This is a genomic window from Klebsiella sp. ME-303, assembly GCF_007910085.1.
GTDB lineage: Bacteria > Pseudomonadota > Gammaproteobacteria > Enterobacterales > Enterobacteriaceae > Klebsiella > Klebsiella michiganensis.
The window spans coordinates 1-24415 of record NZ_VOJB01000061.1 but is presented as its reverse complement, the minus strand read 5'-3'; the positions used below and the strand labels follow the sequence as shown (position 1 = coordinate 24415).

Below are 24415 nucleotides of genomic sequence, written 5' to 3'. Positions count from 1 at the left end.
GCTTCAGGTGTCGGATCTCGGCATTGCCGGTCGCGCGTAAAATCTGCTGCCATAGGTACGACACCGCCAGCTGATGAGCTGAGTGGCAGGCCGCGGGCAGATTTCCGCCCGCCAGATGGCAGCGCAGCTGCTGTAGCAACCTGCCGACCCCCTCCGGTCCGGCGGTTTCACAGCAATCACGCCAGCTCAGGGGAGCCGCGCTGCGCGTCTGACCCGGCGGGTCGCGCAGGATCTCCGGCCTGCGGTAGAGACTACGAACATTCGCCTGATGTTCTGCGACAAACAGGCTGGATGACCAGACCACGGGGCCGTAGCTTGCCTCCAGCGAAAGATGACCTTCCGGCCAGCCCAGCAGCAAACGGTGCATTATCAGGCTGTGCATATCAGGATCGTCAGGATCGAGATAGCGCTGAAGTAGCAGACAGGCTTCTCCCGCCGGCCAGAAAAGTCTCAGACAGTGAAAGTCGCTAAAGCTACCGACCACTTCGCACGCCACGCTGGCGGCATCAACCTCTAGCGCCAGCAACAACAAATCCAGCGTGGAGTAGAGCAACTGTCGGCTGGTGGTAGCGTGAGCAACCGACGGCGCCTGATCCAGGCTGCGACGTAACCGCTGCGCATCCCCGAGCCAGGCGCGACCCGCACGTGCGTGCGGATAAAACGTGTTGACCCAATAGCAGCGGCCTCGTTCCTGTGCCAGCGCTTGTAAAGAACGGACGTCATCCGGGTGGAGGGGATGTTCCTGAATCACATGCACGCCGCGGGTCAAAAAGTGCCGGGCAAGCTGGGTTCCGCTCCCGCCGGCGACGGTTGAGCGCACGACGATACAGGCGATATCCGGCATCTCGGCGATCTGTTCCGGCGAGGTATACAGCGGGATTCCAAACGCACAGGCCAGCTCTCTCGATCGCGCGCTTCCCTGGGACAGAAGACCAACCAGTTCCAGCCCCTCCTGGGGCTGCATAAAGGCGTTGAGGTACATTTCGCCAAATTTAGCGCCCACAATCAGTACGCGTTGCTTAGGGGCGGCGGACGGCATCATAACGTGTTCTCCGGTTGCGTTGAGGTTGCGCCGAGCCAGCGCTTGATATGCTGCGCACAGGTCTGAACGTGGGGGGGATCCAGCATGATTTGCCAATGGCTGGCTTTAATCGCATAGCTGTCGGCGCGGTCTATCCAGGTTTGCCATTCGGTTTCCGCTGGCGTCCAGCGCGCGGGTCTCATCGCGGCATGCACGATGAGACAGGGGAGCGGAACGGTTTCGTCCGGCGTATGCTCGGTCAGTAAGCGCAGCAGATGCGCGATGTTGTCGATCCACGCTTCCGCCGCCTGTAGCGTCAGGTTTTGCGCCATCATTCCGGCCGTTCTGGCAAGGTCGATAAAATCGGCAAGCTGGCGGTCGGGCGTCAGCCGATCGAAATGTTCCGGCAGCGCCAGCGGCGTATCGCCTTCGGCTAACAGCCGCAGCAGGGCCGTCCGGTTTGCGCAACGAAAATCCTGTCGACACACGGGATCGATTAACGCCAGCCGTACCTGCTCGCCTTTGGCATCCAGGCGCTGCGCGGTGCCCGCCGCAAGAAAAGCGCCATACGACCAACCCGCCAGAACATAAGGGCCGTGCGGCTGCTGGCGGCGGATACTCGCGACATACTCATCGATCATCCGATCAAGCGTGGCAAAACGCTGCGGCGATTTTGCCTGCAGGCCAAAAACGGGCATATTCAGCGCGCTGGCGAGCGGCAGCCAGGCGCTGATATCGCCGTCTGAAGCATGGAAAACAAACAACGTTTCGTCGCCACCGCCCTGGCAAATGGGCACAGGATTCTCCTCTGCCGACGAACAGGCCTGCAGATGGGCGCAGAAGTCGCTGAGCGTTGAATGGGTGAACAGATCCTGAAGGCTGGCGCTGGCAATCCCTCTGCGGTTCAACTGCGCGACCATCCTTGTCGCCATCAGGCTATCGCCGCCCAGCGCGAAAAAGTCGTGATGTCTGGCCACGGGGCGAGACAGCAGCGTTTGCCAGAGTTCAGCGACCTGTTTTTCCAGCGCCGGATCTCCCCCGGAGCTCGGTGTCGATTCGGCTGGCGCAATCTGTGCGTCAGGCGGGGCCGATAGCGGAGTAAATAACGTTTCTCGCTGCCGGATCTGCAACGCGGGCAGGGTCGCGCCAAAACGCTGCTGCAGATAGCGGCTCACGGCTGCTTTATCCGGGCGATTCACCCCAGGCGAACGTGCGACCAGCAGATGCTGGCGCAGCGGCGACGATTCCTGCGGCGGCCAGGCCAGTTCGTTGGCAAAACCGGCCTGCACAAGCACTTCCTGCCATGCCGAACGGGTGAGCATAGGTTTTTCATCCCGGCGGCGGAAATCGCGGTATCCGCTTAACCCTTCGATAAAGCCGACGCTCGCCAGCTGGAATACGCTGTTTCGTTCCGTCGCTTCCACGATCAGCAGACGTCCGCCGGCTTTCAGCAACCGCTTTAATCGGCGCAACGACTGTACGACATGGCTGGCGTCGTGAAGCACGTTGACGGCAATAATCAGGTCGTAACCCGCCTCGGGGTGGGCGGTAAAATCCAGCGGCTGGTTGATATCGAATAAGGCGTAAGACACCCGCGATTCATCGTGGAAACGGGTTCGGGCGTCGTTGAGGAACTGCGCGGAGACATCCGTGAAGTGGTATGACAGCCGCGTGTTTCGCGTGGCCTTCAGCACCGGTTCCGCGGTGGCTGCGGTTCCGGCGCCGACCTCGAGGATCCGTTCTGCGCCGCAAAGGGCGGCAATCTGCGCGGTATAGCGATTCAGACAAGCGCTGGCGGGGTTTTCGCGATACAGCGCGTCGGTTACGCGCAACGACTCGTTGAACAGCAGTTCCAGCGGCGAACACTGCCCGGAGAAGAGGTCGTCGTGCCGGGCGATGCAGGCGTCAAGATACTGCGCCAGCGCCTGGCTCCAGTGGGTTTGCGGGCAAGCTTCGTGAGGCTCGGGAATTTCGCTGAGCGGAATGCGGCAGCGCCAGCTATCCCCCTCGCGCACTAACCATTCTCTTTCCGCCAGACACTGCAGCCACTGGCGTAGCAGGCGCCGGTGTGATGCTTGCGCGCTCAGCGCCTGTACTATTTCGCCAAATGGGTGGGCAACCTCCGGGGTGGTGAACAGACGGTGGCGATGTAGCGTGGCGGCAATCCCCTGCAGCGCACGCGCCTCCAGCCAGCGCCAGGTCGCTTCCAGCTCGTCAAGTTGCGTCTGTTCAGGCAACGGCAGCGCCAGTGAGGCGAGATCGTGCTCATCATGTAACGGCGCTGAGGGCGGTGGATCCTCGGTCATAACGATATCCAGGGTTAACGCGCCATTTTCGCTTAATTCCGCTCTGGCCTGTTGGATGCCGGGGTATTCCTGCGCCGCTTGCTCAATATCGCGCAGATCGTAGTCTGTCTGCGCGTTCAGCGGCCAGCGGCGGCGGGGAATGTGTTCGGCAATCCCGCTGTCCATGGTCTTCAGGCCTTCAGGGGTGGCAATGGCGGCCTGCAGGATGGCGCAGTAGTCATTAAACATCGCTTCAGCCGCGCCCGGTTCCAGCACGTTGTCCATGCAGTACCAGCTAAACGTCAACGCGCCATCGCTCTCCATCACCTGATGATCCAGCCAGACCTGCGGCGTTTGCGTAAAGACATAGCAGGGTTCGCCGAACAGATGACTCATTGCCCGGTCGATAGCCATTCCTTCCAGCGTCATCCCCAGCATGCTGGTAAACACCACCGGCATCAGCGGTTGACGCTGGGATCCGCGCTGGCGCCCCAGCTCGCGGATCGCCTCAACGCCGTTCACTTCGCTGTGCGCCATGTTTTGCCAGAGGCGCTGCTGGGTTCGTTGCATCTGCTCCTGCAGCGTTAGCGGCGTTGAGAAGTTAAAATCAACCAGCGTGACGGAGGTAAAATCCCCGATCAACTGATTGATTTGCGGGTGGATCGGCTGGCGATTGAAGAACGTCAGGTTCAGCGTAAATGCCGTGGTACGGCTCCAGCGCTCAAGGGTGGCGGCAAACAGCGTGAGCAGCGCGGCGGAGGGGGTGAGGCCCTGCTGCTGCCAGCGTTGTTTCGCCGCCTGCCACTCTTGCCTGTCAAGCGTCGAAGTGAACGTGGTGAAGTGCGGGGTTTCCGGCGGTGTCTCCACCACCGGCAGTTCCGGCGCTGAAGGCAGTTGCGGCAGTTTTTCCTGCCAGTAATCCCAGGCATCGTGCCATGCTGTTGTTTGCCGGCGCGCCTGTTCAGCCATCACGTAATCGCGGAAGGTGATATCGAGCGGCGGCAGGGTTTCTCCGCGCCAGACCAGGGCCAAATCATCCATCATGACTTTAAAGCTCTGCACATCGAACTGCAGAAGATCGAGGTTCATGTGCAGGCGGTAGCGGCAATCGTCGATTTCGCTGACCACCAGCTCAAAGAGCGGCCACCGGTCGGCAGGTAAAACGCGATAGCTCAGTTCATGGCGCCGTTTTTCCAGCGCCTGGCGCTGCTCTTGCGGGGGAAGCGCGCGCAGATCGTCGCGCGGGATACGATACGTCGGGGTTGTCGCCAGAACGCGCTGTTGTCCATCTGCATCCACCACCATCCGCAGCATATCGTGGCGGGCAATGAGCTGGTTCCATGCTTTCTCCAGTACGGCGAGATCGAACTCATCGTGGCGTTTATCCCACTCAAACAGCACGTGACAGGCAACGCCGCCATAGCCAATAAGATGGGTTCTGCCCAACCAGTAGGCATGCTGAATCGGCGTCAACGGGAAGGGCGCGTAACGCTCAGCGGCATCGTGCTGCAACGCTTCCGGCGGCGATACGGCAGTCGCCGTCTCTGCCTGAGAACAGATAAGCTGTGTGAGCCCGTGCGGCGAGAGATCCTGCCACGCCCGTTCCGCGTTGATGCGTACACCCAGGTCATGTTGAATATCGCTGCTGAGTTCAAGAAAGAGCAGCGAGTCCATTCCCAGCTGTAACAGATCCTGATCTGCGTTCAGCGAAGCAGAATCGTCCAGTCTTAGCTGCACCGCAATGCGATTTTTCAGCCATGTCATCACCGCCGCTTTATCGCTGATGCTACCGTGAAAAGCATGGTTATCAGCGGGAGTCGCGGCCGGAATCGCGGCGTGTTCTGTTGCTGCGGCGTTAAACAGGGCCTGCTGCAGCGGGGGCATTTTGTCGGTGAAAACGCGCATGGCCAGTCGCCAGGCGGCGCCGCGCATCACCGCTTGTTCAAGGTGCCAGCGCCCCTCGGCATCGCTTAACGCGCCCATGCCACGATCGGCAAGGGTCGTCAGCATCTCAGTCGTAGCCGCCCGGCCGCTTTCTCCCCATGCGCCCCAGGCGATGGAGAGCACTTTCGGCGTATCAAGGGAGGAGAACTGCCGGGCGAGTCCGTCAAGATAACCGGAGGCCAGCGCATGGGCGCTCTGGCCTGGCGCGCCGAGGGCGGCGGCAGCGGACGAATAGAGAATCAGATAACGGGCGTCGTGGTTGCCCAGCGTTTGTAATAGCTGGCTTGCCGCCTGCGCTTTGACCGCGAAAACGGCGGCCAGCTGGTGGTCATCGAGTTCCTGCAAGGGCCCATCAGCCAATACGCCAGCGGTATGAATCGCTCCGGCAATGCCGCCGCTGGTCACCAGTTCATCAAGAACACGAGCCAGCTCTCCGGCATCACCCACATCACAACGGCAGACGCGAATCTCCACGTCCGCTGTGTCGCCTGGCCATGACGCATCCACGCGCGGCGCCAGTAGCGCGATGCGGCGCGCCCCTTTTTCTCTGAGCCAGTTCACGGCAAGGCGGCCCAGTCCGCCAAACGCCCCGGTCACCAGATGCCAGCGGTTATCGCCGGCAAACACCTTCGCCGGTAATTCGGCGGCGCATCCCGCATTGGGCGCCAGCGAAGGGAGCCAGAAGCCGTTATCCCGGGCTGCAAGCCAGCGTTGTGACAATGAAACAGCGCTTAATCCTTGACGCAGCGTTTCCCACGAGGCGTTTTCAGCCATATCGATAGCGGCGATTAACCGTTCCGGCTGTTCGTTGGCCGCGACGCGAAGCATAGCCCACAGCGCGTGATGGGCCGCTGATAGCGCCTCGTTTTCCTCGATTCGCCACGCGCGGCGGGTGACGACAATCAAGCCGCCTGGGCTGGCGGTGAGGGCCTCTTTCACCTGCGTCGCTAACGCCAGCGTCTCCGCGCTCTCGTCGACAATCATCAGGCCAGAAGGGGCCTGCGGATCGTGAAGAATGCCGTATTGCGCCAGCGCCTCTTCGAGCGCAAGGGTACCGGCGCTGAGGCGGAATACCAGCGGGCGGCTATTACTGTCGATGCTGAGGGGCCTCCAGCGCCAATGATAATGCGTCTGCGGCGCAGGAAGCGGTGCGTCGGGCGCCAGCGGCAGCCACTTGCCGTCTGGATGACGGGCTTCCACGCGCATCTCGCCGCGGGAAAAGGCTGCGTTTCGCCAGCTTAAGCGCACCTCCCCCAGCCATTGCGGGGCGGTAACGAGGGGCGGTTTCACGGGGGAATCGTCGCCGTGCCGCGCGGAGAGACGCCGCCAGGCCTCCTGCCAGCGGGCGGTAAACCGTTCCGGCTGACCTGCGCAATCGGACCAGTCGGCGAGATAATCAGGGTTATCCGGCAACGTCTGTTCCAGCGCGGATTCTGATGACGTGGACATCTCCTGGCCGGGCAGGGTGGCGAGAATGATATGTTCGCTCATACCGGCGGTCGGGCTGTCGTCCTGCGGTAGCCACGCTATTTTGCAGAATCCGGCGCGGCGGCACTGCTGCTGCCACTGATGGGGGGTGAGGAAGAGCTCGCCTTCGCGGGCATCGATATCCTGTAGCGGGAGGACCAGCGGGCCGAAAACGAAATCAAACAGACGCATTGGCTGGGTGATTTCGCGCATCAGCAGGCGCCCGCCCGGCTTGAGCAAGGGACGCAAATTATCGAGGGTTCGACCGATATGGCGCGTGGCATGGATCACATTAGCCGCGACGATAAGATCGTAAGACTGCGCCGCAAAGCCCTGAGACTGCGCCTCTTGTTCGAGATCCAGCTCGTCGTAATGCACAAAGTCATAGTCGGCGAATTTCTGCTGCGCACGGCGGGTGAACAGTGCGGAGATATCGGTGAAGTGGTACTCCAGCGCCGGTACGTCTTTGAGTTCAGGCAGCAGCCATGCGGTGGTGCCGCCGGTTCCGCCGCCGACTTCAAGAATGCGCAGCGGCTGATGGGGCTGACGCGCCTGGACGATACCCTGTACTACCCCGGCGGCAATCTGGTTGAAATAGCGGCCAAAGCTGAATTCCTGATATAGCACCTCTACGCCGTCGGAAGCGCCTTGCGGGAAGATAATCGCCACCGGCTCTTCCGCGCCGCTCATCATGTCGTATAACCGATCGCCGGCACGGGCGATGGTATCGGGGATAGCCTGATAACCTTCACAATAATCGGCGAGTTCCGTCAGCAGAATTTCCCGCTGCTGATGTTCAATGGGGCGGGCGCGGTAGTAGCGCCCCTCAGCGCAGCGGTAGTCGCCGTCGACCACGCAGTTATTTAGCAGGCGCTGAAGCAGCTGCTGGTAGCGGGGCATCAGTCGTCCATGGCGCATAATGGTGATGGCGTCCACGCCGTTATCTATCGCATCGCCCGTACAGCGTTGTACCAGCCGATCGACATAGATGGCGTGCAGTCGCGTGGCGCACTGTTTAAGCGCCTCCAGACGGGGGAGTTCGAGCGCTGTCGCGGCGCTGTTGGCCACCGCTAATCCAGCGGCAAGCACAGCATCGGCAGGCTCGCAGGCGGAGGTGGCGCGTTCTTTCCAGTAACGCTCGGTCGCAAACGGATAGCATGGCGCGGAGATACGTTGCCCATCGCCTGCCAGAAGATCGGCCCACGGTAAGGTGACGCCGGCCGCGTATAGCTGGAGAAGCGCCTGATTCAGGACAGCGCTCGCCTCCTGTTTACGCCGGGCGCTGGCTATCCAGTAAGCGTCATCGCGGTATTCGCGCTGTCCGGAGGCAATCAGCTGGGCGTCGGGCCCCATTTCAACAAAAACGCGGGCACCGAGCTTGCGCGCCGCCTGAATACTCTGAATAAAACGTACCGGCTGGCGCATATGGCGGCGCCAGTAATCCGCCTGGTTGAGCGTCGCCTCGTCAATGAGTTCGGCGGTAAGCGTGGAAATCAGCGGTATTTGCCCCGGCTCGGCGAGCAGACCCGCGCAGGCCTCCTGGAAGCGATCGAGTATTGGTTCAAGTAAAGCGGAGTGCGCCGCGCCGGTTACGCTCAGGCGACGATAGTCGATCTCGTGTTGCGAAAGCGCGGCGCAAAACTCCGCGATACGGGCTTCCGGCCCGGAAAAGACCGTATGCCGGGTGCCATTGTTGGCGGCGAGATCCAGCTCGAACTGACGGGCCAACGGCATCAGCGCCTCTTCTTGCGCAAATACCGCCACCATCGCGCCGCTTGCGCACAGCTGCATCAGCGCGCCGCGCCGACACACCAGCGGCATGACCTGCTCAATGGTATAGTGTCCGCAGACAACGGCAGCGGCAAATTCGCCGACGGAGTGACCCATGGCGAAGTCGGCCTTCAGTCCTTCAGCGCGCCAGTGGGCCGCCATCGCGATTTCGAACGCGACAATCGCCGGCTGGGCCCAGGCCATATTGTCAAGCTGCGCTGAATCGGGATTAAACATCGCTTCCCGTAGCGAAGGCGTGAGCATGTCGCGACAGGCGGCAAAACAGCGCTCCAGCGTATCGGCAAACGCCGTTGAGTGCTGGTACAAAGACTGACCCATAGTGCGCCAGTGCGAACCCTGCCCGGTAAACAGCCACACCTGTTTGCCGCTGGCGCCGTGGCCGCTATAGACCTGCGAAGTCGATTTCGCGCCAGCCCAGGCGCTGAGCGCGGCGGCGGTGTCATGATTTAATGGCGCCGCCAGGCGGAAGGGAAGATCGAGACGGCGCGCGCGTAACGCCGTGAAGGCCAGATTGTTGGCATCCGCGTTTTCCCTCAGCGCCGCGGCATAGTCCGCTGCCAGCTGCCGCAACGCGGCGTCGCTGGCGGCGCTGAGCAACAGCGCGGAACTCTTGCTGCCGTCATCCGCGGCGGGGTAGCTTATGTTGAGTTCGTCGGGCAGCGAAGCGACGATCATATGGCAGTTGGTGCCGCCAATACCGAAGGAGGAGACGCCCGCGTAGCGCACTTCGTCCTGCCACTCCTGCGCCGTCACCGGCACGGTAAAGGGGCTTTCCTCGAGCTTAAGCGCCGGGTTTGGCGTGTGAAAATTCAGCATTGGCGGAATTTTTCCGCGACTGACCGCCAGAACGGTTTTCAGCAGTCCGGCAATGCCCGCCGCGGTATCCAGGTGACCAACGTTGCTCTTCACGGAACCCAGCGCGCAGCGCTGTTGCGGCGGGCGGGGAGCGTAGACGTTGCGCAGGGCTTCTATTTCAATCGCGTCTCCCAGCGGCGTGCCGGTACCGTGGGTTTCAATGTAGCCGATCTGCCTGTCGTCGATGGCCGCCAGCATTAACGCCTCTTCGATGACCGCTTGCTGTCCTGCCACCGACGGCGCGGTATAACCCACTTTTCTGTTTCCGTCGTTGTTGACCGCGCTGGAGAGGATCACCGCGATAATTGGATCGCCTGACAGCAGCGCGTCCTTCAGGCGACGCAGCACCACGCAGCCGAGACCGTTGCCGGCCCAGGTGCCCTCTGCCGAGGCGTCAAAAGGGCGACAGTGCCCATCGGGAGAGAAAATCATCCCGGGCTGGTAGCGGTAACCCGCCTGCTGGGGGAAGGAAAGCGCCACTCCGCCGGCTACCGCCATATCGGATTCGCCTGCGTGCAGGCTTTCGCAGGCCAGATGGACCGCAACCAGCGAACTGGAGCAGGCGGTCTGTACCGATAACGCCGGGCCGTGCAGATTGAGTTTGTAGGCCGCGCGGGTGGCTATATAGTCCTTGTCATTGCCCATCAGAGACTGCAGGCCCTTGACCTGTGCGACCTCTGTCACGTTCAGGGCTTCGCGGCCGGGATAGGTGCTCATCCGCGAAGAGGCGAAAACGCCGGTCTTATGGGGGACGGCGCCCGGGGCGTAACCTGCATGCTCCAGCGCATGCCAGACCGCCTGTAAAAACAGGCGCTGCTGGGGATCTATCGACTCCGCTTCCTGCCGCGAATAGCCAAACAGGGTGGCATCGAAGCAGTCAGCGTTGTCTAAAACCGTTCCAATATTGACGTAACAAGGATCGTCAATAATGGCGGTATCCAGCCCGGCGGCCAGAAGCGCTTCGCGCGTAAAGCGTCGGCTGCATTCGCGGCCTTCCAGCAGATTTCGCCAGAAGGTTTCGCCATCCGGCGCTTCAGGAAAATGGCAGGCGTAGCCGATGACTGCGACAGGTTCGCAGTCCGGGTAGCGTTGAGCGATCGATGCATCAATGGAATCTGCTGTTGGCGCAGAAGAGAAGCGCAAGTTATCCATAATCGGTCCCGTTTCCTAAAATTGACAAAGTCAGTGGCGCGCCATGCGTTGGCGATGGCGTCCGGGAAAAGTCAGTTTATTTCGCGTCAAATGCGCCGCTGACGACGGCGAACCGGCCGCACGCGTTTGGTTTTCTCCTTCAGGGCTACGCCGGCGAGATAATTGGCCAGCGCGACAGGAGAAGGGTGAGTGAACAGGTCAAGCAGCGTCAGGGTGGCGAATTCGTGACGTTGTAACAAGACGTGCAGCTGCACCAGATTCAGCGACGTGGCGCCCGCCTCAAAAAAGTTCTCTGCGGGTGCGACAGGCTCGCCAACCACCTCGCGAAAGGTGTCGCAAATCAGGCTGACGCTGCTCTTGTCCGCCGCGATCCGCGGCTGAGCGCGCTCAGGGCGCAGCCGGCGGGCGCGTCGCTCCGTGACCTTAAGCGGGGGAACCAGGTCGGCGAGCGGCAGCTGCCAGCTGCTGTCATCCTCCGCCATTCGGTTAAGCAACGCGCAATACTGTGCAAACTGGCGCTCCACCTGCCCGTCAGGAAACAGGGCGGCGACAAAATCCCAGTTAAAGCGCAGTTCCCCTTCGGATTCATAAACCTGGTGATCGAGCCAGACCTGCGGCGTCTGGGATATACCCCACACCGGTTTGAGCAGATTGCGCCGGGCAAGGAAGTTATCCTGCTCAAAGCCCAGCGCGCTGGTAAAGACGACGGGCATTGGGACAGCCGGTACGTTTTGCCGCCGCGCCAGTTGCCGCATCACGCGGATTGCCGACACATCGCGGTGGTTGAGGCTCTCGCTTAGTCGCTGCTGTAATAACCGCGCGCTTTGCAGCCAGCTCTCGCCGGGATGCCAGCTCAGCAGCATCAGCGAAGTAAAGTCGCCCAGGATCTGGTTGATTTGCGGGTGCAGCGGTCGTCTGTCGAAAAGCGTAAGGTTAAGCGTGAAATCGGGCTGTGCGCTCCATGCAGCAAGAACCGTTGACCACACGGATAACAGTACGGCCGACGGGGTGAGATGAGCGTCAGCCGCCCGCTGTTTCAGGCGACGCCAGCGCGCGCTGTCCATTGCCCCATAGAGCCGTGCGAAGCGCGGCGTCTCAACGTCCTGAGGCAAGCAGCGTAGCGGTAACGCAGGCGCCGGAGGAATATCATCAAGCTGCGTTTGCCACCATGCCAGAGAGTCGGGATTGGGCGTCCGCAGCGCGGGTTGCTGCAGATAATCCCTGAAGGTAACGGGAAGCGGCGGCGGCAGCTGCTGCGGATAGCGATAGCCGTGTTCCAGCTCTGACAACAGGATCTGCATGCTCAACCCGTCAAGCAACAGGTTATCCAGACACAGCCACAGGCGGGCGGGCATCCCGTCGACGAACCCGACCTGGAGATCGAATACCGGCCATACTTCAGGGTTGAGAACCTGATGCGCCAGTCTGTCGCGTACCTGCAGCGCCTCTTCGGGGCTGTGCAGGATGTGCGCGGGTATCACCCACGGGGGAGTCTGTTCGAGAACCCGCTGTTGTCCATCCCGCACCACGGCGCGCAGCATATCGTGGCGGGCGATTAACCGGTTCCAGACCTTCTCCAGCCGGTGAATATCCAGATCGGCAATTTCAAATTCAACAAAGAAGTGTGAGCCTACGCCGCCAAGGGCAAAGCCCGGCTGACGCCCGACCAGGTAAGCCTGCTGCACATCAGTCAGCGCGAAAGGCCGGTAGCGTTCTTCAGGGGAGTGGACAAAGGGTTGTTCAACAGGGAGGTCGGTTTTACGCAGCGTGGCGGCAAAATCAGCCAGCCGGGGGTGATTAAACAGGTCGCTTAATCGTGCTTCATAACCCGCCTGGTGGAGCTGTCCGATCAGCCTGGTGGCTAGCAGGCTATCACCGCCATGCTGGAAGAAGTCGGTTTCTCTGCTGACGGCGCCCATCGACAAGAGCGGCTGCCAGATGACGGCAACCTGCTTCTCAATATCGCCCAGGGGTAAATCCGCTTCAGTCCGGTTTTCAGCTTCCGGGGTATGACAGCGCTTTAGCGTCTGATAGTCAATTTTGCCGTTCGCCGTCAGCGGTAAGGCGTCAAGTAAGAAGATCCGTTTCGGTACCATCCACCCCGGCAGACGTTCGGCGAGAGCGGACTGCAGCTGACGAGGATCGCGGCGTACCTGGCTAACGGGGCATTGTACGAGGAAGCGCTGCAATCCCTCGACTTCATCGCCGTGCTGGCAGTTGAAAGCGGCGGCGGTAAATATCGCCCCCCAGTCAGCGCTATTGTGAAGTAAGGCTTCGGGCTGACCATCGGTTAACAGAAGCGTGCTGAGCAGGGCGGAGGGCGTTAACTGACGAAACTCCAACACGTAGAGCAGCGCGCCTGGAACGGCCAGCTGCTGTAATGCCGCGAGGAGCCCGGGCTCTTCCGGCAGCAGACGATGCAGGGCGTTATTCAGCCAGATAATGTCCGCCGAATGAGCATGCGCCGTCAGCGTGTCTGCACTCCAGAGGGCCAGACGGGCGTCAGACCACGGTGCAAGCCGCTGTCGGGCGCTCAGCAGCAGCTCCTGGCTGTGCTCAAGCCCGACATACTCAATCTCGTCAGCGCTGAGCCGGGTTAGCAGGCACTCTGCGGCGCGGGCGGTGCGGACACCCACCTCTAGCAGGCGTACCGGGCGCTGTAAACGCCGGGAAAGCTGTTGACAGATTGTCGCCAGTTCCTCGATATACAGGGCGCTGGCCGGATGGTCGAAAGCCAGACTTTCCGGCGACCACCGCGCATCGTTCAGTAATGACAGTTCGTGGCGAGCGCCGCGAAGGATCTGCGTTAAGGTGAGGTCATGCCCGCTGAAAGAAGGAGGGTCATTCTCCGGCGCTTCCCCCGCACAAACCTGATAACCCTCAGCGGCGGGCTGCAGCCGCTGTTGGGTCACGAGAAAGGCTAACCAGCGTTCCACCACGGCCCGCCAGCGAGGCTGGATAGCGAGAGCATTCATCAGGGGAAGAGGATCGGCGCCAGGAGTTTGACCCGGTTTCAGTTTTAACAGGCGATGCTGAAGAAAATCAGCGACCTGGCCGGCGGAGATTTCCGGGGGGCAGACGCAGCAGGGCAGCGTTCCGGCAAGCCCGCGCCACGCCTGGGGCAGCGCCGGGTCCCGATGATGGGTAACACAGAAAGCCGAACCCTGAGGCACAACCCAGGCCGCCAGGGTCTTTTCTTTTTCGCCGATCGCCACAACGGTTGACTGTTTCACTCCCGCCAGCTGGCTGAGCGCGCTTTCGATTTCACCCAGCTCGATGCGATATCCCCCGACTTTGACCTGCTTATCGCGACGACCGAGGAACTCTAACGTACCGTCTGGCCAGTAGCACCCGAGATCGCCGGTGCGATACCAGCGCGCGTTCGATTGCGTTACAAACTGCTGCTCGCTGCGTACAGGATCGTTAAAGTAGCCTTCCGCGACCCCGATACCGCCAATCCACAATTCGCCCGGTACCCAGTCCGGGCAGTCCCGGCCCAGTTCATCCACCACCCGGTAACGTTGGTTGGCCAGCGGAAAGCCATAAGGGATGGCGCGCCAGTGGTCGGGGACCCGGTTAATTTCACAGGCGTTAGACCAGATAGACGCCTCGGTGGCGCCGCCCATGGCGATAAACTGTCCCTGGGGGCGGAAGGCGTGATAGCGGGCTGGGAGATCGAGGCCGATCCAGTCGCCGGAAAGCATGACCGCCCGCAGTTTCTCCGGCGCGGCGTCGGCGAAACCTTCACACCAGGTCAACAGCATATCGAACAGCGCCGGGACGCTGTTCCAGAGCGTAACCTGATGACGCTGGATCAATTCGCACCATGCGCGGGGATCGCGCCGTTGATTTTCCATAACGATAACCAGCGAGCCGCCGGCGCTCAGAACGCCAAAAATGTCGTAAACCGATAAATCAAAATGCAGGGCGGAGAGGGCCAGCACTCTGTCTCCGGGACCCACCTGGTAACGGCTATTGATATCGCAGCAGGTATTCAGCGCTGCACGGTGAGAAATGACCACGCCTTTCGGCGTGCCGGTCGACCCGGAGGTATAGATAATGTAGGCCGGCTGCGTCGGCGCGTGCGCCGCCTGGTCGGCTAGCGGCTCCGCCTCAATGGCCTGCTGCCAGGTCAGGTGGGGAATATCGTCTGACCAGGCGCTGGCGTCGTGCTGGCAGGTGAGCACCAGCCGGACGTTGGCGTCAGCGTAGATTTTCCCGCGCCGCGCGGCGGGCTGGTCGAGCGAAACCGGAACGTACACCGCCCCGGACAGCAGAACGGCGAGGACCGCAACCAGCTGCCCCGCGCCTTTCGACATTGTAATAGCGACATTGTCGCCGGGCTGAACCCCGCACGCGATTAACCTGCCAGCGCAGCGGCGTGCGTTCTCGGTCAGCTCACGATAATTCCACTGATAATGCGCGTCCGTTACCGCCAGCGCCTGCGGTTGCCGGAGGGCGATGCGGAAAATGCCTTCATGCAGCAAGCCCTGAGGAACGGGTGCGTCGGTTGCGTTAACCCGTTGACGTATCTCCCGCTGGCTTTGGGGCATCCTGTCCGCGAACGGCTTCTTCCAGGCGCTTTCATCATCGCAGAGTTGGTTAATCAGCTGGCAGTAGGCGTTGAACAACGTCTCGACCAGCGCCGGAGGGAACAACGCGTCATTGCTATCCCATTGTAGCCAGACCTCGCCCCGATGCTCGAACGCCAGATGATCTATCCAGACCTGCGGCGTCTGCGAGATGCCCCATTCCGGTTCGCCCAGCGGCGACTCGGGGCGGCTGCTGTACAGGGAGCGCCCCAGATTGCTGGTAAATACCACCGGGGCGCCGTGGGGATGGCTTTGCTGGCGTTTGAGTTCACGAAGGAGCTCGACGCCGGACCAGTGGCGATGCTCCCAGTCCTCAGTAAACGTGAGCTGGTTTTTACGCGCCAGGTTGCTGACGGTATCGCCATCGCAGGCGGTATCCAGCAGAAGAATATTGGTGAAGTCGGCAAGCATTTCGTCAACCGCCGGGTGCAGCGGCTGGCGGTCAAATAACGTGATATTGAGCAGCAGCCGCGTCAGGCCGCCCCAGCGCCCCAGAACGGCAGCAAAACAGGTCGCCAGCGCCATTGTCGGCGTCACGCCATTCTCACCGGCCCGTTGGCTAAAGGCGTTCCAGCGTGTTGTCGGGACAATCATGCGGCGTCGGGTATTACGGACTTCACGCAGCGTGGCGGGTTCGCAGGCTAGCGGTAAAACCGGCGCGGGTGGCAGCATTGATGCTTTCGCCAGCCAGTACGCGCGCGCTTTGTCGAGCAGCGGCTGATTGATCTTCTGCTGGTGCAGCAGATAAGCGCGGAAATCATAGCGGGGGTCGCCGGGCGGCAGCGACTCTCCGGCCAGCAGGGCGTTAAGTTCATCGAAAAACAGCGTAAAGCTGGAAGCATCCATAATCAGCAGGTCGATATTGACATGGAGGCGGTGGCAATTGTCCGGCAAGAGCGTCAACTGGAAATCAAAGGTTTCGCCCATTTCCACGCGTAAAAGACGGTGGCTCAGGCGCTGGCGCAATGTTTCCAGATAGGCCTGGCGGCTTGCCTCGTCGGTCTGGCGTAAATCATGAACGGTGACGCCGTTCCAGTATGGCTGCGGTAGCCAGACCTGCTGCCCGTCGGCGCGAAAGGCGATATGCAGCATCGGGTGGCGTTGCAGTAAGATCGTGATAGCCTGCTCCAGCTTTGGCGCCGTCAGATAATGGCCGGCAAACTCCTGATACAGATGGCAACCGACGCCGCCCAGCGTCTGTCCGGGCATTCGGCCCGTCAGATAGGCATGCTGTACCGGCGTCAGCGGGAAGGGGGTACCCTCGCTCATGACTGGCCACGCCGCCTCCGCCGGGGAGCTTGCATCATCCGGTTTTTCACCCGAACGGCTGCGCATCAGCTGGCGCCATGCTGCCAACGTGGGGGCGGCATACAGCTCGCGAAGGGTGAGGCGGTAGCCCTTTTTACGAAACCAGTGTAACCATCTCATTAATCTTATGGAGTCCAGGCCCGCCTGGATCAGATTGCTCTCTTCCTGTAACTGCTGCGGCGCTACATTCAGTTCCTGTATTAACAGTTCGCGTAATTGTTGATAATCGGCCGCTTCGCCGTTGTCCGATAACAGCGGATCCTGAGAGGGGGCGCCAGAAATCATTCTTCCTCCTGATGGCACGTCATACCAAAAGCATTGCTTATATGAGAATAATTATTATTAACAATTGAGCGCTACCCGAATCGGGTTTATTTGTGCCCGTTTCGGTTTACGGTCGGCAAAAAACAAGGCCCGGATGGCGAATCCGGGCCTTGTTAACGGAGGAGTTTCTGGGGTAAGCCCTGGTTAGATCAGACGTTTGAAGGTCGACGGGGTGACGCCAAACTGCTTCTGAAATGCGGCGGAGAAATGGCTGGCGTTGGCATAGCCTAGATCCGCCGCCACCGTCATAACGGAAGTATTGCCATTGGCCAGCCGTCTTCTTGCCTCCTGCATGCGTTCAGCCTGAAAAAGACCATAGACGCTGTTGTTGAACAGAACGCGAAATCCCCGCTTAATTTTAAGCACGCTTAAACCGGACTCTCTGGCGAGTTCGGTGACCCCCGGCGCCTGCGTCAAATCGGCCAGCAGCAGATCCTTTGCCCGCAGCAGTTTCTGGCGTTCCATCGGATTGAAGTGGCAGGAGGAACAGCTGGCGTCCTCGCGATGTTCATCCAGCACCAGGCTGAGCATCACCAGACTTTGTCCCTGTAGCCATAACGTCGACGGTTTTTGTTCATGACTGAAGCCGCCGTGCATCCGCATCAGCGCGTGCCGCAGGGCCTGAGCCGTTAGGTGAGTTTCGGCATTACAACGCTGCTGCTGGCAACAGCAGTGGGAGTCGATCTTATTTTTAATGACCGAGCTAATATCCGGCACCCACAGCGCGAGGGCTTCAGGGCTGAAAGAGAGCGTAATGCTCTCGAACCGGCCGCAGTAGGAGGCGCTGCCGCGGCAGTCTGGCGTATGGGTAATGTAATGACGATCGCGCGCGAGTTCCCAGTCGGTGTGGCGGCTGAGTCCCTGGATCGCAAAGCGCGATGTGCCTTCCAGAATGCAAGAGAAGTTAATCCTGCCCAGGTCGTCGTGCAGCTGCAACGTCTCGGGCTGAGCAAAGTGGCCCCGCCAGAGCAAAATATCCATACCTTCCTGCAACGAGCAGCGCAGCAGCTCACACTGGGCAGGAATAGTGCCGTCGTTCGCGGGTTTTCCAACCACTAGCTGGTGAACAGAGATTGCAGATTGCGTTTGTGGTGACTCCGTCATGACCGGGTTATCTCCCTGTGGCTTAGACCAATGCGGGTATAAATAGAACCGAATGGGGTAGATGAGTAATTGATAATGGTTATTATTCACATTAATTCCCGGAACGCCACCTTGAAATAGTGTTTTTGGCATCCATAAAAATTCATCAGGAAAATCAGCCACTCCCATGTCATCTCACTCATCCAATACTGAATCGCTGTCCCGATTTCCTCTTTGGCAGGTGATTACCCCGGTTCGCCGGAAGGTGCTCCTGGCTATGGCGCTGGCGGGGCTGGCGGCCTTCACCAGCCTGGGGGCGCTGCTTTTTCTGGCATGGTGCCTGCGCGATCTGCGCGGGGCGCCTTACATCATCCCCGTCTGGCCGCTGAGCGGCGTAGTCGGCTGCGTGATAGCGACCTTTATCCTGCGCCTGCAGGCGTTCAATACCTCTCATTATGCGGCTTTCCATCTGGAGAATATTCTGCGCAGCAGATTAGCCCGCAAGACCCTACAGCTTGCGCCGGGCGCGTTACAGCAAATGGGCAGCGGATCGGTGGCGAAAGTAATGCTGGATGATGTGAAGTCGTTACATATTTTTGTTGCTGACAGCACGCCGCTCTATGCCCGCGCCATAATCATGCCGCTGGCGACAGTTGTTCTCGTATTCTGGCTGGACTGGCGACTGGCCATCGCGACGCTGGGGGTACTGGCGTTTGGTTCGGTGGTGCTGGTACTCGCCCGTCAGCGCTCGGAAAACATGGCTCAGCGTTATCATCAGGCGCGTGAACGGGTCAGCGCCGCGGTGATTGAGTTCGTACAGGCCATGCCGGTGGTGAGGACCTTTGATAGCGGCAGTACCAGCTTTTTGCGCTATCAACATGCCCTCGAAGAGTGGGTCGATGTGCTCAAAAGCTGGTATCGACAGGCCGGATTTTCAGCGCGCTTTTCATTCTCAATTCTGAACCCGCTGCCGACCATATTCGTTCTTATCTGGTGCGGATACGGCCTGCTGCACGCTGGCAGTCTCGATTTTATCGCCTGGGTAGCCGTTTTACTGATAGCCAGCGGAATGGCCGAAGCGGTAATGCCGATGATGATGCTTAATAACCTGGTCGCGCAAACGCGTTTAAGCGTTCAGCGTATCTATCAGGTTCTCGCGATGCCGGAACTCTCGCGGCCGCGAGCCGATCGACAGCCGGAAGAGGCGAGTATCACCTTTGAGCAGGTAAGCTTTCATTATCCGCAAGCGCGGAGTGGCGCCGCGTTGCAGGAGGTGAGCTTTCATGTGCCTGTCGGGCAAATTGTGGCGCTGGTAGGGCCAAGCGGCGCCGGGAAAAGCACCGTGGCGCGGCTGCTGCTGCGTTACGCCGATCCCGACAAAGGCCATATTCGTATTGGCGGCGTGGATCTGCGCGATATGCGGATAGAGACCCTGATGAAGCAAATCTCGTTTGTGTTTCAGGACAATTTTCTTTTTGCCGACACGATCGCCAATAACATCCGTCTGGGCGCGCCGGATACGCCGCTGGAATCGGTGATAGCGGCGGCCAGAGTGGCGCAGGCGCATGAGTTTATAAGCGCGTTGCCGGAGGGTTACAGCACGCGGGTCGGGGAACGAGGGGTATTTCTCTCCGGCGGGCAGCGGCAGCGCATCACCATCGCCCGGGCGCTTTTGCAGGATCGTCCCATTCTGGTGCTTGATGAAGCGACGGCGTTTGCCGATCCGGAAGGTGAAGCGGCGCTTATCAAAGCCCTCGCGGCGGCCATGCGCGGCCGGACGGTCATCATGGTCGCGCATCGTCTCTCCATGGTGACTCAGGCCGATGTGATATTGCTGTTTTCCGACGGTCAGCTCCGGGAAAGCGGGAGCCACGGGCAGCTGTTGGCGCAGGGTGGCCTGTATCAACGGCTATGGCAACGCTATCAGCAGGCGCAGCAGTGGGCGCCGGGTAGAACGCAGGAAGAGGCGGTGCAAAATGAAAGACACTAACCCGGCGGATAATCTGGCCTGGCGCGCGATCTGGCGCCAGCTTATCTCCAGCGTGGGCAGTCAGGCGGGAACGCTGCGGCGCAGTCTGGTTGCTCTGCTGCTGGCGGCATTGATGCAGGGGATCGCCTTCGCCTGTCTCTATCCGATCGTTGATGCGCTGCTACGGAATGAAGCATCGCGGCTTCTTCACTGGGCTTTGGCCTTCAGCATTGCGGCGTTGGTGACGCTGGCGCTCCGCTGGTATGGGCTGGGCTTTGAATACCGCGGGCATCTGGCGCAGGCCACCCATGAGCTGCGCCTGCGCCTGGGCGAACAATTACGCCGCGTGCCGCTGGAGAGGCTCCAGCGCGGCAGAGCGGGCGAAACGAACGCCTTGTTGCTGGGCTCCGTGGATGAAAACCTAAATTATGTGATTGCGATAGCCAATATTTTACTGCTGACCATCGTCACGCCGCTGACGGCGTCGCTGGCGACATTGTGGATCGACTGGCGGCTGGGGCTGGTGATGCTGCTGATCTTCCCCTTGCTGGCGCCGTTTTATTACTGGCGCCGCCCGGCGATGCGTCGACAAATGCAGACCCTGGGCGAAGCGCACCAGCGGCTGAGCGGGGATATTGTTGAATTTGCGCAGGGGATGATGGTATTGCGTGCCTGCGGTAGCGATGCCGATAAAAGCCGGGCGCTGCGGGATCATTTTAATGCTCTGGAAAACTTACAGACCCGCACTCACCGCCAGAGCGCGGGCGCGACGATGCTGATCGCCGGCGTTGTGGAGCTGGGACTACAGGTGGTGGTGTTATGCGGAATTATCTGGGTGGTCACGGGCACATTGAACCTCGCCTTTCTGATTGCCGCCGCCGCGATGATTATGCGTTTTGCTGAACCGATGGCCATGTTTATCAGCTACACCTCGGTGGTGGAACTGATTGCCAGCGCCTTACAGCGTATTGAGCAATTTATGGCGATCGCGCCGCTTCCCGTTGCCGAACGCGGGGAGATGCCGGAATGTTACGATATCCGCTTTGACAATATTCATTACCGCTATGACGACAGCGGCGATCCCGCGCTCAATGACCTCTCTTTGACCTTTCCGGCGGCCAGTATGAGCGCGCTGGTGGGCGCTTCCGGCGCAGGTAAAACCACGGTCAGCAAACTGTTAATGCGCTATGCCGATCCGCAGCAAGGGCGGATTTCTATCGGCGGCGTCGATATTCGTCGCCTGACGGCGGAGCAGCTCAACAGCCTGATTTCCGTCGTTTTCCAGGATGTCTGGCTGTTTGATGACACATTGCTGGCGAATATCCTGATTGCGCGCCCGCAGGCGACCCAGCAGGAAGTGGAAGAGGCCGCCCGCGCGGCGCAGTGTCTTGAATTCATTACCCGCCTTCCTCAAGGCTGGCTGACGCCAATGGGCGAGATGGGCGGACAGCTATCGGGCGGCGAGCGCCAGCGGATTTCCATTGCCAGGGCCTTATTGAAAGATGCGCCAATCGTCATTCTTGATGAGCCGACCGCCGCGCTGGATATCGATAGCGAGCTGGCGGTACAGAAAGCTATCGATAACCTGGTTCACAACCGGACGGTGATTATTATCGCCCATCGCCTGTCTACCATCGTCGGGGCCGGAAACATCCTGGTGATGGAGGAGGGCAAAGTGGTTGAACAGGGCACCCATGCGCAGCTGCTCTCTCTTCATGGGCGTTACCAGGCGCTGTGGCACGCGCAAATGGCCGCCCGCGTCTGGCGCGCCGAAGGGGGTTCCACGTCAGAGGAGGTGGCGCATGAGTGACGTTCCGTCGAATGTGAAACCGCTGACGTTAACCACCGGGCGGGTGATTTTCGCCATTGCCGGCATCTATGTGACACAGAGTCTGGTATCGGCGCTCTCGATGCAGTCCTTGCCCGCGCTGGTGCGCGCTGCTGGCGGATCGCTTGCGCTTGCCGGGGCGACAACCCTGTTCATGCTGCCCTGGGCGCTGAAGTTTATTTGGGCACCGTGGGTCGAGCGCTGGCGGCTACCTCCTGGCAGCCCGCAGCGCCGTTCCCGCATGCTGATCCTGCGCGGGCAGGCTGCGCTCGCGGCGATCCTGGCGATTGCCGCCGCGATTGGCGGGACAGGGCGAGAAGGCGGATTGCCCGAAACGCTAGTCGTCGCGCTATTTGCGCTGTTTATGGTGGCAGGTACGGTCGCCTCCACTATTGATATCGCCAGCGACGGTTTTTGCGTCGATCAGCTGACCCGCGCAGGGTACGGTTGGGGAAACAGCGTGCAGGTCGGCGGCAGCTATCTGGGAATGATGTGCGGCGGTGGGGTGTTTCTGATGCTGTCGGCGACCGTCGGCTGGCCTGCGGCCATGCTGATGATGGCGGCGCTGATCCTGGTCTTATCCGTACCCCTGTGGCGCATTGCCGAACCAACGCGCGCAGCATCTGTTCCGCATGTTCCGGCACTGGGTTATGCGCTTAGAAGGCGACAGGCTCGGCTGGGCTTAATGCTGGTATTGATGCTGAATTCCGGCATGCGGTTTGTGCTGCCTCTTCTGGCGCCGCTGCTGTTGGATCATGGTCTGAGCATGTCAGCGCTCGGCGCGCTGTTCAGCGGCGGGAATATTGCGGCGGGCATAGCCGGAACGCTGGCGGGTGGATTGCTGATGAAATACCTCTCACCCGGCAGAGCGCTGTTTGCGGCTTATGGCGTGCAGGGCATCGCGCTGCTGGCGGTAGTGATGACGCTGCTGATAGCGCCGGGTCCTCTACTGCTGCCGATTCTCCAGGGGTTGATCGTTGTTCAATCTGTTTCGCTGGCCTGCGCGTTGGTCTGTCTTTACGCCACGCTGATGGCGCTTTCTTCGCCTTTGCAGGCCGGTGTCGATTTTACGCTCTTTCAATGTACTGACGCCGCCATCGCCATTCTGGCCGGCGTAGTCGGCGGCGTTGTCGCGCAGCGCTTTGGCTATGCGGCCTGCTTCCTGTTTGCCGGCGTATTCACGTTGCTGGCGGCGTGGATTGTTTCTATCCGACTGCGTTCGGCAGAAGAACTGATGACAAGCTCAATTGATTGATCCGGGAATAACACAGAGAGGTAAGGGATGAAAATCAGTGAATTTTTACACCTGGCGTTACCAGAGGAGCAATGGCTGCCGATGATTTCTGGCGTCTTACGTCAGTTCGGAGATGAAGAGTGCTATGTCTATGAGCGCCAACCTTGCTGGTACATAGGTAGAGGATGCCAGGCGCAACTGCAGATTAATGCCGACTGCACCCAGGCGACATTCATTGATGATGCCGGAGAACAAAAGTGGGCGGTAGATTCGATTACCGACTGCGCGCGTCGTTTTATGACGCATCCGCGGGTAAGAGGATGCCGGGTATATGGCCAGGTTGGGTTCAACTTTGCGGCTCATGCGCGGGGAATGGCCTTTGATGCCGGCGAGTGGCCGCTGCTAACGTTAACCGCTCCCCGTGAAGAACTTATTTTTGAGAAAGGAAATGTTACCGTTTACGCGGACTCCGCCGACGGATGCCGCCGTCTGTGCGAGTGGGTAAAAGAGGTCGATACGGCGACACCATGCGGGCCAATGGTTGTGGATACCGCCCTGGACGGTGAAGCGTATAAACAGCAGGTTGCGCGCGCCGTTTCGGCGATCCGCCGCGGCGATTACGTTAAAGTCATCGTCTCACGCGCGATTCCTCTGCCAGCGCGTATTGATATGCCCGCTACGCTGCTATATGGACGACAGGCCAACACGCCCACCCGTACGTTTATGTTTCGCCAGCAAGGACGCGAGGCGCTGGGTTTTAGTCCGGAACTGGTGATGTCGGTGACGGGAAAGAAAGTGGTCACTGAACCGCTGGCGGGCACCCGCGATCGCATGGGCGATATGGCGCATAATCAGGCAAATGAGAGGGAGCTGCTGCACGACGGTAAAGAGGTGCTTGAACATATCCTCTCGGTCAAAGAAGCCATTGCCGAACTGGAGGCGGTTTGCCAGCCCGGCAGCGTGGTGGTCGAGGATTTGATGTCGGTTCGCCAGCGCGGCAGCGTCCAGCATCTGGGGTCTGGCGTCAGCGGCCAGCTCGCGGAAGATAAGGATGCCTGGGATGCGTTTACCGTGCTGTTTCCGTCAATTACCGCGTCAGGTATCCCTAAAAAAGCGGCCCTCAACGCGATCATGCAAATTGAAAAAACGCCGCGGGAGCTCTATTCAGGCGCAATCCTGCTGCTGGAAGATACGCGCTTCGATGCGGCGTTAGTACTGCGTTCCGTGTTTCAGGATAGCCAGCGCTGCTGGATACAGGCGGGGGCGGGTATCATCGAGCAATCTACGCCGGAGCGCGAACTGACGGAAACCCGGGAGAAATTAGCGAGCATTGCGCCCTATTTAAAGGTGCCCGCGTGACGGTTATCGACCCAGTTTAAGGTTAAAAGTGCCAGCAGGCTGGCACTCTCTTTTGCCGGGTTCAGGCGCTTATTGTGCGTCGGCCAGCGCCAGCATCCATGGGCTGCACGGAGGTCAGAAACTTCGTCATTAGGCACAACATCTTTCACTATCGTGATCGGGCTATGAACGCGCGTTCCAGTAAGTTTGCCCCAACTGGGGTC

The 24415-nt window shown here is 60.2% G+C and carries 8 protein-coding genes and 1 pseudogene; 4 read left to right on the top strand and 5 right to left on the bottom strand.

Going from position 1 to position 24415, the window contains the following annotated elements:
* The 4 genes from FQK12_RS05505 to ybtA all read right to left on the bottom strand — a co-directional run.
* Window positions 1–1042 (bottom strand): Gfo/Idh/MocA family oxidoreductase (locus tag FQK12_RS05505; RefSeq protein WP_146295677.1); only part of this gene is annotated, 1042 nt, incomplete at its 3' end.
* Complete coding sequence (irp1, locus tag FQK12_RS05500; protein ID WP_038423166.1) at window positions 1039–10515, bottom strand: yersiniabactin polyketide synthase HMWP1; 9477 nt, start codon at window positions 10513–10515, stop codon at window positions 1039–1041. The genes FQK12_RS05505 and irp1, both read right to left, overlap by 4 nt.
* Window positions 10516–10601: 86 nt before the next feature.
* Window positions 10602–16700, bottom strand: coding sequence for a non-ribosomal peptide synthetase (locus FQK12_RS05495; protein ID WP_014229383.1), 6099 nt, complete (start codon window positions 16698–16700; stop codon window positions 10602–10604).
* A 183-nt stretch (window positions 16701–16883) separates the two neighbouring features.
* A complete protein-coding gene (gene ybtA / locus FQK12_RS05490) occupies window positions 16884–17843 on the bottom strand; it encodes a yersiniabactin transcriptional regulator YbtA (protein WP_014229382.1) in 960 nt (319 codons plus the stop codon).
* Window positions 17844–18099: 256 nt separating this feature from the next.
* Between ybtA and ybtP the strand changes: the two genes are divergently transcribed.
* Genes ybtP through FQK12_RS05470 form a run of 4 tightly spaced genes read left to right on the top strand, consistent with a single transcriptional unit; the run spans window position 18100 to window position 24212 of the window.
* Complete coding sequence (gene ybtP, locus FQK12_RS05485) at window positions 18100–19812, top strand: yersiniabactin ABC transporter ATP-binding/permease protein YbtP (RefSeq protein ID WP_014229381.1); 1713 nt, start codon at window positions 18100–18102, stop codon at window positions 19810–19812.
* Window positions 19799–21601 carry a yersiniabactin ABC transporter ATP-binding/permease protein YbtQ gene (gene ybtQ, locus FQK12_RS05480; RefSeq protein ID WP_014229380.1) on the top strand — a complete coding sequence of 601 codons (1803 nt, stop codon included), beginning with the start codon at window positions 19799–19801 and terminating at the stop codon, window positions 21599–21601. Before ybtP ends, ybtQ begins: the two co-directional genes overlap by 14 nt.
* The gene (gene ybtX / locus FQK12_RS05475) at window positions 21594–22874 is read left to right on the top strand and encodes a yersiniabactin-associated zinc MFS transporter YbtX (protein ID WP_014229379.1); all 1281 of its coding nucleotides are present in this window, start codon (window positions 21594–21596) and stop codon (window positions 22872–22874) included. The genes ybtQ and ybtX overlap by 8 nt, the downstream gene beginning before the upstream one ends.
* A 27-nt stretch (window positions 22875–22901) precedes the next feature.
* Window positions 22902–24212 carry a salicylate synthase gene (locus FQK12_RS05470; RefSeq protein ID WP_014229378.1) on the top strand — a complete coding sequence of 437 codons (1311 nt, stop codon included), beginning with the start codon at window positions 22902–22904 and terminating at the stop codon, window positions 24210–24212.
* Here the strand turns inward: FQK12_RS05470 and FQK12_RS27435 are convergent.
* Window positions 24191–24415: pseudogene (locus FQK12_RS27435) on the bottom strand (hypothetical protein); the annotation flags it as partial. The gene FQK12_RS05470 and the pseudogene FQK12_RS27435 overlap by 22 nt on opposite strands.

Bases quoted from the DNA above. Each gene is read 5' to 3' on its own strand.
- irp1 (WP_038423166.1), bottom strand. From the start codon at position 10,515: ATGGATAACTTGCGCTTCTCTTCTGCGCCAACAGCAGATTCCATTGAT.
- FQK12_RS05495 (WP_014229383.1), bottom strand. From the start codon at position 16,700: ATGATTTCTGGCGCCCCCTCTCAGGATCCGCTGTTATCGGACAACGGC.
- ybtA (WP_014229382.1), bottom strand. From the start codon at position 17,843: ATGACGGAGTCACCACAAACGCAATCTGCAATCTCTGTTCACCAGCTA.
- ybtP (WP_014229381.1), top strand. From the start codon at position 18,100: ATGGCGCTGGCGGGGCTGGCGGCCTTCACCAGCCTGGGGGCGCTGCTT.
- ybtQ (WP_014229380.1), top strand. From the start codon at position 19,799: ATGAAAGACACTAACCCGGCGGATAATCTGGCCTGGCGCGCGATCTGG.
- ybtX (WP_014229379.1), top strand. From the start codon at position 21,594: ATGAGTGACGTTCCGTCGAATGTGAAACCGCTGACGTTAACCACCGGG.
- FQK12_RS05470 (WP_014229378.1), top strand. From the start codon at position 22,902: ATGAAAATCAGTGAATTTTTACACCTGGCGTTACCAGAGGAGCAATGG.